This is a genomic window from Clostridium celatum, assembly GCF_021412605.1.
GTDB classification, from domain to species: domain Bacteria; phylum Bacillota; class Clostridia; order Clostridiales; family Clostridiaceae; genus Clostridium; species Clostridium celatum.
In genome coordinates, this window is the sequence record NZ_JAJKGM010000011.1 from 17,633 (window position 1) to 31,789 (window position 14,157).

11 protein-coding genes are annotated in these 14,157 nt (G+C 27.6%); all 11 read right to left on the reverse strand.

All coding sequences use genetic code 11. From position 1 onward, the window contains the following. Nucleotides 1-190 precede the first annotated feature (190 nt). Entirely contained in the window at nucleotides 191-703 is a 513-nt protein-coding gene (locus LPC13_RS06760; protein ID WP_005213703.1) for a flavin reductase, read from the reverse strand. A gap of 155 nt (nucleotides 704-858) precedes the next feature. Continuing rightward, nucleotides 859-1,626: a sugar phosphate isomerase/epimerase family protein gene (locus LPC13_RS06765; RefSeq protein WP_005213702.1), complete on the reverse strand. Its 768-nt coding sequence runs from the start codon at nucleotides 1,624-1,626 to the stop codon at nucleotides 859-861. A 41-nt stretch (nucleotides 1,627-1,667) separates the two neighbouring features. After that, on the reverse strand, nucleotides 1,668-2,918 hold the full coding sequence (locus LPC13_RS06770; protein ID WP_005213701.1) for a sensor histidine kinase: 1,251 nt from the start codon (nucleotides 2,916-2,918) through the stop codon (nucleotides 1,668-1,670). Continuing rightward, nucleotides 2,911-3,591, reverse strand: a complete 681-nt coding sequence (locus tag LPC13_RS06775) for a response regulator transcription factor (protein WP_005213700.1) — start codon at nucleotides 3,589-3,591, stop codon at nucleotides 2,911-2,913. The genes LPC13_RS06770 and LPC13_RS06775 overlap by 8 nt, the downstream gene beginning before the upstream one ends. Continuing rightward, nucleotides 3,588-4,139 (reverse strand): UBA domain-containing protein, encoded by a 552-nt coding sequence (locus LPC13_RS06780; protein ID WP_005213699.1) that lies wholly within the window; start codon nucleotides 4,137-4,139, stop codon nucleotides 3,588-3,590. Before LPC13_RS06780 ends, LPC13_RS06775 begins: the two co-directional genes overlap by 4 nt. Before the next feature lie 147 nt (nucleotides 4,140-4,286). After that, complete coding sequence (locus tag LPC13_RS06785; protein ID WP_005213698.1) at nucleotides 4,287-4,826, reverse strand: UBA domain-containing protein; 540 nt, start codon at nucleotides 4,824-4,826, stop codon at nucleotides 4,287-4,289. A 138-nt stretch (nucleotides 4,827-4,964) separates the two neighbouring features. Continuing rightward, on the reverse strand, nucleotides 4,965-6,404 hold the full coding sequence (locus LPC13_RS06790) for an FAD-dependent oxidoreductase (RefSeq protein WP_005213697.1): 1,440 nt from the start codon (nucleotides 6,402-6,404) through the stop codon (nucleotides 4,965-4,967). 164 nt (nucleotides 6,405-6,568) lie between these two features. Next, nucleotides 6,569-9,838 carry a sensor histidine kinase gene (locus tag LPC13_RS06795; RefSeq protein WP_234088711.1) on the reverse strand — a complete coding sequence of 1,090 codons (3,270 nt, stop codon included), beginning with the start codon at nucleotides 9,836-9,838 and terminating at the stop codon, nucleotides 6,569-6,571. 451 nt (nucleotides 9,839-10,289) lie between these two features. After that, complete coding sequence (locus LPC13_RS06800) at nucleotides 10,290-12,293, reverse strand: oxidoreductase (protein WP_040419530.1); 2,004 nt, start codon at nucleotides 12,291-12,293, stop codon at nucleotides 10,290-10,292. A 193-nt stretch (nucleotides 12,294-12,486) separates the two neighbouring features. After that, nucleotides 12,487-12,933, reverse strand: a complete 447-nt coding sequence (aroQ, locus tag LPC13_RS06805; RefSeq protein WP_005213693.1) for a type II 3-dehydroquinate dehydratase — start codon at nucleotides 12,931-12,933, stop codon at nucleotides 12,487-12,489. A 122-nt stretch (nucleotides 12,934-13,055) separates the two neighbouring features. Then, the gene (locus LPC13_RS06810) at nucleotides 13,056-13,925 is read right to left on the reverse strand and encodes a shikimate dehydrogenase (RefSeq protein WP_195244928.1); all 870 of its coding nucleotides are present in this window, start codon (nucleotides 13,923-13,925) and stop codon (nucleotides 13,056-13,058) included. Nucleotides 13,926-14,157: the final 232 nt, after the last annotated feature.

The window sequence follows — 14,157 nt, forward strand, 5'->3', positions numbered from 1 at the left end:
TTACTGAAGAATATGAAAAAATAGTTAGTAATATTTTAATCACTAACTATTTTTGTATATTATTTACATACTTTCTTCATCTTCAAATACCTCACTTGGAGTTGTCACATTATTAACATTCCAATAATTTATTGTTGGCATAAGCACTTCTTCATAAGTTTAAATAATGATTTATTCGAATTTATATTTATTATTTTTTATCTACTTCATTTTCTAATATTTTTTCTATTTCCACTACATACATAGTATGATAATCTTTTTCTGGATACCATTGTTCACTAATACCTTTTTCTATAAAACACTCTTCTTTTAATTCTTGAGCATAAAGTTTTCTGCAAATTAAAGTTAACCTAGCTTCTTCAAAATAAGGTACATCATCATAATGTTTTAATGTTAAATTAGCTTTAGAAATCTTATCTTCATCTCTTCCTGATACTGTACCTAAATACCCTAACTCTTTTCTATAGGTATTTGGCAAGACAGAAATTGAAAGCTTCTCTGCTGAATCTACAAACTCTTTTGTATATCTTTGTGGCCTAATAAATATATATGCTACCTTTTTATTCCACATAATTCCTAAGCCACCCCATGATGCTGTCATAGTGTTAGCTTTTCCATCTTTTTCAGCCGTAAATAAAAGCCAATCCTTTCCTATCATATTAAAAGCATTTTCTTCAAATAATTCATGTTTTATTTCTCTCATAATATCCTCCTTTTATTCTTAGTATTTATTGTATTGTGTTAACTTTCATCTTATAACTGGATAAACCCATAGAATAACCTATATATTTTATATACAAGTCATTACTTTTTTTATTTGATACTATCACTTTTCATAGTATTATATATAAATTACAGTTACTTACTGTTTCTATTCATCATAATTGAAAGTGATTCTACTGCTTCATTAAAGTTATTTACTTCAATTGTCATTGATGGATCATTACAATATTTATCTATTAAATCTAAAGTCATTAAAATATCAACATTTCCATTGTTAAATCCACAATGACTATCCCTTTTACCATCATTATTACTTAAATGTAAATGTCCTATTCTATTATTTAATGATTTAATTATCTCTTCTAATGATTCATTAGAGTAGCAATTAGCATGACCTATATCTAAACATATAGAAAAAATATTACTATTAACTTTATCAACAAGCTCTTTTAAAACTAATAAATCTTTCTCATATATATTTTCAATATGTATCTTTATACTTTCATCCTTATCACTTAAAAACTCTCTCCAAAAGTCTAAAGAGTTGTTTATATATACATCTTTAAAATATATATCTTCATAATAACACGAATGAAAAACTATTCTATCTGCGCCTAATTTTTTTGCTACAAAATATGCTTGATTATATCTAGTTAATGTGGCTTTTTTAATCATATTATCAAAACTTGCTGTATTTAAATCTAAAAATGGTCCATGTATGGATAATGATTTATTTTTTATTAAATCACCCATCTTTTCACAATATTCTGATATACCATTGTCATCCTTATCTAAAGTATATCCTATTCCAAATTCAATTATTTCAATGCCAATATCATAATCTTTTAGTATTTCACTAACTTTATCTTCTGGAAAAAGCTGTGATATATATATTTTTCCCATATCATACTCTCTCTTTTGTTAATATTCTATAATTTCATATATTAATTTTCTGGTAAATAAACTGTTATTCTTGTTCCTATTCCTTTTCTACTTAGTACACTAAAATAGCCTTTATGATTATCAATAATCCATTTTGCTATAGAAAGACCAAGCCCTGTACCTCCATTTTTTCTAACTCTGGCTGTATCAGCTCTAAAAAAGCGTTCAAATATATGTGGTACATCTTCCGCATCCATTCCTATTCCATTATCTTGTACAGAAAAATAAACCTCATTTTTATCATTTTTTCCTATTCTAAGTATTATATCTTCCCCAGCTTCTGTATATTTTGCTGCATTTTCAACCAATATTCTAGCAGTTTGTTTAAGAAGTCCAATATCACCATAAACATTAATTTCTTCTGAATTAATATAGCTATATATATGTTTGTCATCTATCATTTTAGATTCTTCGAGAACCTCACTCATCATATTATTTAATGAAAACTCTGTAATAGTAAGCTGTGTTTTTCCATTAATTCCTCTAGCTAAAAATAATAGCTGCTCAACTAAATTTTTCATATTTTCAGATTCAGATTTTATTGCTGCAATAGATTCATCTAATACACTTTCATCACTTTTTCCCCAACGGTCTAACATATTTGCATAGCCTTGAATTACTGAAATAGGTGTTCTAAGTTCATGTGAAGCATCTGATACAAATCTTGCTTGCTGCCTATATGAGTCTCTCATTCTATCTAATAATTTATTAATGGCATCCTCTAACCCCTTAAATTCATTATCTTGAATATGAATCCTTTCATTGGAGGCTACTGGACTAATTTTTGATATAGCATCTTCTAAAGTGTGGAACTTTTCTTCATCAAATACCATATTGCTAAGTCTTTCCGCAGTTTCTGCTATTTCATTAAGTGGTTTTAAAGTTTTTCTAACCTTTGCTGTACCGAATATTATTTCTTCTAATAAAAATATTAGTTCTATAATTCCTATTACTATACCTATTCTTCTTAAATTATATAAAAACGCACTAGCATCTTTAATCATTATCTTTCCATTATCCCATATTACTGTATAATTTGATGTTTCTATTGGGTAAAAATTAATTGATCTTTGTGCATTTTGTACTAATTCCCCATAAAAGTTTTTTTCAGCATCAATACACCATAATCCTATTAAAATACTCAATAAAATTACATCAATTATAAGAAATTTAAAAAATAAATCTCTTACTTGTAGTGAATTAAGTTTTATTGCAATAGATGTAACATTTTTTGTTTTTTTCTTTCTATTCATCTTTTATTACGTATCCTACTCCACGAACTGTGCTAATTATTTTAACATTAAATTTATCATCAATTTTTGTTCTTAAATATCGTATATAAACATCTATTACATTTGTTTCCCCAACATAATCATACCCACATACCTTCTCCATAAGTATATCTCTAGTTAATACTATATTTTTATTTTCCATCAATATTTGAAGCAAGTTAAATTCTCTATTAGTTAGTTCAATTTGTGTATTATCATAAAGTACTTTATGTTTTAATTTATCTAAATATAGTAAGCCACAGTTTAGTATATTTTCATCCTTTTTTATAGTAATAATTCTCTTTTTCAAAGCATTTCTAACCCTTGCAAGCAATTCTTCAATTGCAAAAGGCTTTGTTATATAATCATCTGCGCCAGCATCTAATCCAGATACTTTATCCATAACAGCATCTCTTGCAGTAAGCATAATTACAGGTATATCAGAAATTTTTCTAAGCCTTCTTAATACTTCAAGTCCATTAAGCTCTGGAAGCATAACATCAAGAAGAACTAAATCTACTTCACCTTTTTCAGCTATTTCAAGACCTTCTCTACCATTATTAACTTTAAGCACCTTATAACCTTCATGAACTAATTCTAGTTCTATAAATCTTGCTATTTTTTCTTCATCTTCAACAATTAAAATCTTAATCATTTCTTTCCCCCAACTTTACCTTTTTCTTTAATGTTCTTTACCTCTTTTGATATTTTATTTAATATATTGTTAACCTTATCCACTTTAACTTCTTTAGATAACATAGAAAATTCTACATTTAAAAACAGTCCAATAACAACAAGAGGTATTAACATCCAGAATCCAAATATTAAAAGAACAATAACTACTGTTAATGGAAGCTTTAAATAGAAATTATTTTCACCTTTTATTTCTACAAAAATATTATTGCATGTATCTATAACCTTACATATAGATTCAAAAATCCCTTCAAAGTTATTATGTGATTTATAATCACTATCCTTTTTAACTTCATCAAAATCCAATTGACTTCTTGCTTCTTCATAACCTTCATTATATTCATTGGTGTAAAATATACTAACAGAAGGTCCTTTTATTTTTTTATTTCTCTCCAAATATAAAATAGAATCAAGCATATCCCAATTATTTATTTCCAAAACATTTTTTGCTTCCTCATAGGTTATACCTGTTTTATCTTTTAACTTCTCCACAAGATTAAGCTTATCCACAAATGTTCCTCCAGTTTTTTATTTAATAATATCTCATTTAAATTCTATCCTAATTTATTAAATTATACCATTTTAAGAATTATTTCTAAACATTTCTTAAAAAGAAAAAAAGCCCTGAATAACCTTCAGGACTTCCTTTATAATATCTTAGTTTCCTTCATATCCTTTTTTAAAATCTTTTTTTATAGTATCTGCTGATTCTGATACTTTTTCAAAAACATCATTAACTCCATCACATTTCATATTAGGACCTGAAACTGAATACTTATATCCACAGAATAAACCTATTACTAATAATATTGCAGTTGGTGGCAAAAAGAATACTAATAAAAGTATTGAAATTGTTAATGATATTCTTATTGGCTTTTCATTATCTTTTTTAACTTCAAAATAATTCTTATTTCCTTTAGCTATAAATTTTCCTAAACATTTAAATATTCTCCCAATAACTTCTCCAATTCCACCATATCTTTCGTCCTTTTTTTTAGTGTTATCCTCTTTCTTTTGATCCTCTTCTTTTACTTCAATAATAACAGTAGTATCATTATTTTCTACTTTTCCACTTCTCTCTAAATATATTATTGAATCTAAAAGATCCCAATTACATTTTTCTAATACTTCCTGTGCTTCTTCATAAGTTACATGAGCCTTTTCCATTAATTTTTTAATCATTTCATTTCTTTCCATTTATATTACCTCCATGAATTTAACTTCTTCGTTCATCATGGTTATATAATACTTCTAGAAAATTAATCTAAAATATAAGAAAGATTAAAATTAGATTAAAATTTAACTTTCACCCATATTTTCTGAATTTATTATTTATTAACTATCTATAATATCCTTAGTAGCTGGACCTTCTATTAATCGTCCTTTATAATCAAATCTTGAACCATGGCATGGGCAATCCCATGTTAATTCATCTGCATTCCATTTAAGCTGACATCCTAAATGCGCACACTTTGTTGATACAATAAATGATTCACCTTCATCATTTTTATAAACACCAACTTTTTCTCCATTGTATTCTACAATTCCGCCATGCCCATTTCTAATATGTTCTATATTACTACTTGGAATATATATTTTCTGTGCAATAAAGTTCTTAGCTGTTTCACTTATATCATTAGCAATATTACTTATTGATAACGATAAATCAAATCTTTTTGGTGAAAAAATTTCTGAAAAATCATTTTCTCTTCCCAATATCATATCTGATATTATCATTGCAGATATCATAGCACTTGTCATTCCCCATTTGTTAAAGCCTGTAGCAACATATATATTAGGAGTTTCATCAGAATATCTACCTATATATGGTATCCCATCTATAGTCATACAATCTTGCGCTGACCAATAATACTTTTCTTTTGAATTTGGGTATAATGATTTTGCCACATCCCTTAGCTTTTCGTAACTTCCACCACTTTCATTTTCTCCAGTTCTTTGACTTATGCCACCTAATAATACTAAATTCTTATACATTCTAAATGAATATCCCTCTGTATCAACATCTATATACATACCATTAATATCAGGTACTCCTTCTAAAGCTATAACATATGATCTTTCTTGATGCATTTTCATGAAATAATATCCCGGTGTATTCATTATTGGATAATGCGTTGCTATAACTATTTGCTTTGCCTTTATAGTACCATTATTTGTAGTTACTGAATCTTCATCAATTTTTACTGCCCTAGTATTTTCATAAATAATTAAATCCTCTGAGATATCTTTTAAAAATTTAAGTGGATTAAATTGTGCTTGATTATTAAACTTAACAGCTCCATTAATTTTAAAAGGAAGATTAATCTTATCTACAAACTCTGCATTAATACCAAGCTTATTAGCAGCCTCCACCTCTTTTTTTATACTCTCTATTTCATTTAAAGAATAAACATATGCAGATTGTTTTTGGAAATCACACTCTATTTTTCTCTGTTCAATTATTTCTTTATATTTTCCTATAGCAAGTTCATTAGCTCTTGCATATTGTTTAGCTTTTTGCTCTCCGAACTCTGATATTAGCTTATGATAAATTAAATTATGTTGAGATGTTATTTTTGCAGTAGTATTTTTAGTATTTCCACTTGCAGTTTCACCTGAATCAATTACAACTACATTTTTTTCATTTTCCTTTAACATAAATGCTATTAATATTCCTGCTATTCCACCCCCAATAACTAAAACATCTGTTTCTATATCTTTATTTAAAGCTTCTCTTTTTTTGAAGTTACAATTTTCACTCCATATTGATTTCATAAACTCACCTCAATATTAGTATTCCATTGTTAGAATTTTATAAACACCATATTCCGTAATAGTTTTTATAAAAAAACCATGTAGAAATATCTTCTACATGGCTATAAAGTTTAAATTACAATATTATTGTAAAATTTTCCGTTATTTAATATAATCTTCTATTCTTAATTTACTAATCCGCCTGATAACACTATTGTAAATTTACTTCCTTTATTAATTTCACTTTCCAGCTTAACATATCCATTATGAAGCTCTACTATATGCTTAACAAGTGTAAGTCCAATTCCACTACTACTTACCTTTGTAGCATTAGTTCCTTCTACTTGTGAGAACCTTTTAAATATAAATTCTTGATCTTCCTTTGATATTCCTATACCTGTATCCTCTACAGTAATCTCAACCTTTTCATTAATCACCTTAATATATACATGAATTTCTCCACCTTCCGGAGTAAACTTAACTGCATTTCCTATCAAGTTAATTACACATCTTTCAACTTCAGTTGCATCACAAGAAATTATCTTTTCTTCTATATCCGGATCAATTATAAGGGTTAACCCCTTTTCTTCAATATATTTACTCATACTAAGAGCAGCCTCTTCCACTATATAAACTATATCATTGTTTTGCTTATTAATTTTATAATGACCTGTTTCTATCTTTGAGCTATCTATAATATCATTTATTATTTTTAATAAACTATCACAGTTTTTACTTATAATATTCATATATCTATTTGATTTTTCTTTACTTATACTTCCTTCCTTGCTCAAAGCTCTTTCTAGTTGTATTGTTGATGATATAACATTTATTGGTGTTCTAAGCTCATGTGATAAATTTACAAAATAATTATTTTTAAATTTTTCTTTATTTATTATTTCTTCACTTAATCTTTTATTCTCTTCTAATTGGGCATTTAATTTCATTGTTTTTTGATTTACTAACTTTCTTAATATCTTAACATAATTTAATATATATAGTACTATTGCACATATTATTAAAACATATATTATACAAGCTAAAGGGCTCTTCCAAATTGGATTTTTAACCCTTATATTCATATGTGCTTCATCTGTTAAATTACCATGTCCATCTCTAGCTCTTATTTTTAGCGTATATTTACCTGGCTTTAAAATCTTAATAGATAAATTATTATTATCGTCTACATATACCCAATCTGAATCAATACCTTCAATCATATATTCATAAGTTATATTATCTAAAGTCCTATAATTAGGTAAAAAATAATCAATAGATAAATCTTTATCATCATACTCTAAAATTAACTCATTACCATCATAAATGGCTTTTTCTTTTCCAATTAAAATATCACCAATTACAACCTTATCATCAGCTTTTTCCGGTTCGACTATTTCATTTGGCTTAAAGTATACAACACCTTTTGTGTTTCCAAACATCATAGTTCCATCTCTACAAATAAGACTAGAGTTTACATTAAATTGGCTTCCATACACTCCATCTGTCTCTGTAAAATTTACTATATCTTTCGTTTCTATATTAAACTTATTTAATCCATTATTTGTACTTATCCAAAGGTTACCGCCTTCATCTAATAATATTGAATTTACAAAATTATTAGTTAAACCTTCTACTATGGTATATGAAGTAAATTCATCTGATTCTATATCCAATTTACTTAAGCCCATATTAGTACCTACCCATAAATCTCCAAAGTTATCAAAAGTAATACAATTAACCTTATTACTAATTAATGATTTTTCATCTGAAGAATCATTAAGATATTGCTTAATAACGCCATGTTTTTTACTATATTTAACTATCCCGGTATCACTTCCCCCTAACCAAAGTATATTTTCATCTCTATAATCTTCTATAATATACTTTATATGACCTGGATTTATATTAAATTCTTTTAGTTTATAACTATAATATGTTTCTTCTCCAGAACTTAAATTATAGGAATAAAAGTTATCTTCTGTAGCTGTCCATATTTCTTTCCCATCATTATATAAATAATTTAATTCTGAGTAATAAGCTTGTTCATATACATCATTGGTATATGTATAATTCTTTGTATCAATTGCTACTAAATTTTTATTAGTTGTAATAATAATAAATTGATTATTTATACTAAACATCTTTTTTACATACCTGTTACTAAAACCCAGTTCATTATCATATGTATTTAAATGCCTAATTAATATTCCATCTTCATTATATATATATACTCCATCAAATTTAGTAGCTATCCAAACATACTCATTATGTTGGACAATAGATACTATATCCTTATCATATATCGCTTTATCACTTCCTATACTAGTCATTGAAGAATTAAATTGTCTATTTTCATTTAATATATTTATCCCTCTATCAGTTCCAACCCATATTACTCCATTATTATCTTCATAAAAACACGTTATAATATTACTTGAAATAGAATTAAGATTATTTTCATCTCTCTTAATCTCTGTTATCTTTGATGTACCCTTAATGTATACCTTTATTCCCTCACTGCTAGATATCCATATATTATCTTTACTATCACTCATAATAAAATTATTATTATATATTTTTATATCTTTATTTTTCTCATCTAAAATCTTGTCCATCCCATCTTCATTTAAATTATATGTTTTTAAACCTTCATTTGATAAAATTAGTATCTGTTTTGATTCAGTACTATTAATATCATATATAATAATTCCCTCTTTAGTGGAAACCCACATATAATCAAAACTATCACTTTCTATATCATGAACAAATAATTTATTGTTGTCTATTTGAGTTTGAGTATATATAACTTTAGAATTTTCATCTAAAATATTTATACCATTTTTTGTTCCCACCCATAGTCTCTTATATTTATCTTCTTTTAAGCAAGTTATATATGAATTAGTTAATGAGTCACTATCATTTTTATCATAAAAAAACTCTTCTACTTCATAAGTTTCAATATTTATTTTTATTAATCCATTTGAAGTACCAACCCACATAATATTTTCTTCATAGTTGCTCTTTAATATATCTGTAATTTCTAATTCACCTAAACTATAATTCTCGATAGTATAATCTTTCAATCTTATCACTTCAAAAGTATTATTTATTAAAATATCTAAACCATAGTTCGTTCCAATCCATATGTTTCCCCTATCATCTTCTTCTATGGCATTTATGTATGTTGAACTTAAAGAATCTTTTCTATTAACATCTGCATTATATGTCTTCACATTTTTACCATCATATCTATTGAGCCCATCTGCTGTTCCTATCCACATATATCCTTTACTATCTTGAAAAATTGATGTTATATATTCATTGGAAATTCCTTCATAAATAGATAACTTTTCAAACTGCTCTGCTAATAATATACTTGCTGATACATTTTTAAAAGTTAAAATATTCATTAAAATACATATTAACACTATAATTATTATCGATTTTGATTTCATTTCTTTACTACCTCATTCTTATATCCCTATTATATGTTAAAATATACCCTGTTATATTATATAGTAAATACATTATTTTTCAACAATATATACATTTTTTTATTATACTGTTAATTTTATGGTATCTTTTTTATATATCTAAAATTATATTTAATTTATTCAAAAATTTAATTTCTCATGAACTATGCTTTCAATAAAACCTTATTATTCTTAAATATATTAGACTTTTCACACCTAATCCTTGTAAATATATAAGATCCTTCAAAAAGCAATCTAAAATATAAGATCATTTAAAGCTTCATGATATCTATGCTTCTAAATTATTAATCTCTTGTTTACGCTATTATTCTTTAAGTTTTATTAGTATTTCAACATATTTTAATAAAAAATAACCCAGATGATTTCTCAACTGGGTTGGGTGTATTTATATTTATATTATATTAACTCTATATTATAAAGCTCCAATTCTCTTAAGTGTATCAGTGATATGTCTACCTTCTTCAACACCTTCAATAATTCTTCTAGCTCTAACACTATCACCAATATTAACAACTTCAACATTAGTTCCAGCAAAGTTTTCTTGAAGAGAAGTCATTAATGGTGAGTATGCTCTCATTCCTAAACATACAAATCCATAATCAAAGTTGATTTCTTCATCTTGCCCATCTTTATTAACTATAAAGCTACTATCTTTAATTTCTAATAATGAAGTTTCAATTCTTACATCTACTTCTTTCTTCTTAAGCATAGTCATAAAATCAAGCTTAGTTATTATATCCATTCCATTTCCTACAGCTGGCATTCTTTCAACTATAGTAACGTGAGCACCTTTGTGAGCGAAGTATTCAACTACATCTAGTCCAACAGCTCCTCCACCGATAACTCCTATTTTCTTTCCTTCTAAGTCCATTTCATTGAACTTTTCAATATTATTTATTAATCCAAAGATTGATAATACTTTTGAATCTTCTTTATCAACTCTATCATGTAATCCTGTAATTGGAGGTAATAATGGAGTTGATCCTGTAGCATTAACAACTACATCTGGTTTTAAGTTTTCTATTGCTTCAATTGTAGCAGTAGTATTTGTAAATATATAAAGATTTCTTAACTTCTTAGCTCTGTTAATTAAGTAATTTGGGAAATCATTAATTCTATCTTTAGCTGGTAATTTAGCTATTTCTCTAGCTAATCCACCTAAGTAAGGTTTAGCTTCAAATAAGAATGTTGTACATCCTACTTCAGCAGCTGTACAAGCAGCTTCTAATCCTGCAGTTCCTCCACCAATAACAACAACATTAACTGGCTTGTTTACTTTCATAGAAGTATGAGCTTCTTCTCCTAAGATAACTTCTGGATTTATTGTACATCTTACTGGTCTATTTATTCCAATTCTATGACCAGCACATCCAATGTTACAAGATATACATTTTCTTAATTCATCTTCTCTTCCACTTCTAACTTTGTTAACCCATTCTGGATCAGCTATAAGTCCACGTCCCATTGCTAATAAATCAGCATGTCCTTCTGATAATATTCTTTCAGCAACTTCAGGATTTCTAATGTTTCCTGATGTTATAACTGGCTTGTTAAACTTTTCTTTGAAAGCTTTTGCCATGTATGAACGCCATCCATCTTTTAAATAGTTAGCATCTATTTGATATTGAAGTGTATCGTTAACTGCGGCTGATACATTTAATATATCAATTTCATCAACAAGGTACTCCATCATTTCTAATGTATCTTCTAATGTATTTCCACCTTCCATAAATTCATCAGCACTAAATCTAAAGCTTATTGGGAACATTGGTCCTACTGCAGCTCTAACTTTTTCTAATACTAATTTAGGGAATCTTACTCTGTTTTCTAAACTTCCACCAAACTCATCAGTTCTCTTATTATATAAAGGTGATAAGAATTGACATAATAAGTAAGAGTGTCCTCCATGAATTTCAACTGCATCAAATCCAGCCATTTGAGCTCTTCTTGCCGCATCTGCATACTTATCAGCAATTGCATATATTTCTTCTACTGTTAATGGTCTTGGAATAGCTCCACCTGTTTTTGATGGTATATTTGAAGAAGATACTGGAGTATTTCCTTCAATTCTTCCTGGTACTGCTGATGCTCCAGAGTGATTTATTTGAATTGCAACACAAGCACCATGTCTATGTAATCTTTCTGTTAATCTAAATAGGTTTGGCATATATCTATCATGATCTAATCTAATTTGAGTTGTTCCATTTGAACCAACTGGGAAATCAACGCAAGCATTTTCTACTATTATTAAACCAATGCCACCTTTAGCTCTCTTTTCATAATATTGAACATGTTCTTCAGTGAAATCACCCATAGCTCCGCCGTAATTTGTTCCCATTGGAGGCATAGCAACTCTATTTCTAATAGTCATATTCTTTATTGTTAATGGTGTAAATATGTTTTTATACTTATTCATCCTACATTCTCCTAATAAATTATATATTGATAAAGTTTTAACTTTTGCTTTCATACTATTACTTAAATAAGTATAACCCCACAAAAGCTATAAATCTAATGAATGTTTTTAGCTTTTTCTATAGATTTAATCTATCAATTTAAATCAAATAAAAAAGGCTGCGCATATTGCAACAGCCATTTTTGCTAAATTCTTACTTATTTCTAGTAATATAATCTTCTAGAGCCTCCATAGCTAAAACATAACCTTTTTCACCGAATCCACACATTTGTCCGATACAAGCTGGAGCTGTTTTAGACTCTTTTCTGAATTCTTCTCTAGCATGTACATTAGAAATATGAACTTCAACTGTTGGAATTCCTGTATTTCCTTTAATTGCATCATGTAAAGCTATGCTATAGTGAGTATATGCTCCTGGATTTATTATAACCCCATCAAACTTTTCAAAGTATGCTCTTTGTAAGAAATCTATCATAGTTCCTTCACAGTTGCTTTGAAGTAGAGTAACTTCGTGTCCTCTCTTTTCGCCTTCTTCTTTTATATATTCACAAATCTCAGTAAAGCTCTTTGATCCATATATTCCTTTTTCTCTAACACCTATCATGTTTATGTTTGGTCCATTTATTACCATGAATTTCATTTTTATTTCCTCCTAGATGCAACTGTGCACCACTATATTTTTTCGTATTATTTTTTTAATGAAATACCTACGCCTGCTAATCATAGGCATACGTTCACTTTTCAAAATTTAAATTTGGAAGCTTACTTATCTCCAAATAAGAATTCTTTCATGTGTTCTATTGGCATTTCTTGTCCAGTCCAGCATTTAAATGCTTCTGCACCTTGGAATAACATCATTCCTAATCCATTGATTGTTGGACATCCAACTTCTTCTGCTAATTCTAATAATCTAGTTTTTGCTGGTTGATATACAACGTCACTTACTATAAGATCTGGCCTTAGCATATCCTTTTCTATGTATGTTTGACCAACGTATGGCTTCATACCCATTCCTGTACCATTTGTGAATATTGCAGAGTCAGCAATTTCTGCTCTTAATGCATCTTTATCTTCTAATCTAAATAACTTAGCCTTACAGTTAGTTTTTTCATTTATCTTCTTAACTGTTTCTTCTGCTCTTGCAAAAAATTCATCGTCTTGATTGAATATTGAAAGTTCAGCTACTCCATCTAATGCTGCTTGGATACAAATTGCTGTAGCTGCTCCACCAGCTCCAACTATAGTCATTTTCTTACCAATAATATCAAATCCAGCATCGCTTAATGATCTCATGTAACCAACACCATCAGTAATGTGTCCAGTTAAAACACCATCATCATTTATAACTGTATTTACAGCTCCTGCAAGTTCTGCTGCTGGAGTTAATTTATCTAAATATTTATGAATAACAGTTTTATTTGGCATTGATACATTGCAACCTCTAGCTTGCATTGCTTTTAATCCTTTTACTGCATCTTCTAATCCTTCATTTCCAACTTCAAATGCAAGATAAGCATAATCTAAACCTAAATATCTAAATGCTTCATTATGCATCTTTGGTGAACTTGTATGTTTAATTGGTGTTGCTAATAATCCTATTAATGTAGTATATCCTGAAATACGTCTTTCCATTGTATTCTCTCCTTTATATTAAATAGCTTACTTAAATCTTAAGCCATTCCTAATCCATTTAATTCGCTTAGTATTTTTAACAAAATAATGAACGTTAAATATTTAACACTTAATTTACTTTTATTATATTCTAGTATTCTCTACTAATCCAATTGATTTTAGCAACATTATCTATAGATAAAAACTATATATTAATTAATTTACATAATTATCTTTTATGAATATAAAAAAA

Excerpts from the sequence above, each read along its gene's own strand:
- LPC13_RS06760 (WP_005213703.1), bottom strand. The coding sequence starts at position 703 with ATGAGAGAAATAAAACATGAATTATTTGAAGAAAATGCTTTTAATATG.
- LPC13_RS06765 (WP_005213702.1), bottom strand. The coding sequence starts at position 1,626 with ATGGGAAAAATATATATATCACAGCTTTTTCCAGAAGATAAAGTTAGT.
- LPC13_RS06770 (WP_005213701.1), bottom strand. The coding sequence starts at position 2,918 with ATGAATAGAAAGAAAAAAACAAAAAATGTTACATCTATTGCAATAAAA.
- LPC13_RS06775 (WP_005213700.1), bottom strand. The coding sequence starts at position 3,591 with ATGATTAAGATTTTAATTGTTGAAGATGAAGAAAAAATAGCAAGATTT.
- LPC13_RS06785 (WP_005213698.1), bottom strand. The coding sequence starts at position 4,826 with ATGGAAAGAAATGAAATGATTAAAAAATTAATGGAAAAGGCTCATGTA.
- LPC13_RS06790 (WP_005213697.1), bottom strand. The coding sequence starts at position 6,404 with ATGAAATCAATATGGAGTGAAAATTGTAACTTCAAAAAAAGAGAAGCT.
- LPC13_RS06795 (WP_234088711.1), bottom strand. The coding sequence starts at position 9,838 with ATGAAATCAAAATCGATAATAATTATAGTGTTAATATGTATTTTAATG.
- LPC13_RS06800 (WP_040419530.1), bottom strand. The coding sequence starts at position 12,293 with ATGAATAAGTATAAAAACATATTTACACCATTAACAATAAAGAATATG.
- aroQ (WP_005213693.1), bottom strand. The coding sequence starts at position 12,933 with ATGAAATTCATGGTAATAAATGGACCAAACATAAACATGATAGGTGTT.
- LPC13_RS06810 (WP_195244928.1), bottom strand. The coding sequence starts at position 13,925 with ATGGAAAGACGTATTTCAGGATATACTACATTAATAGGATTATTAGCA.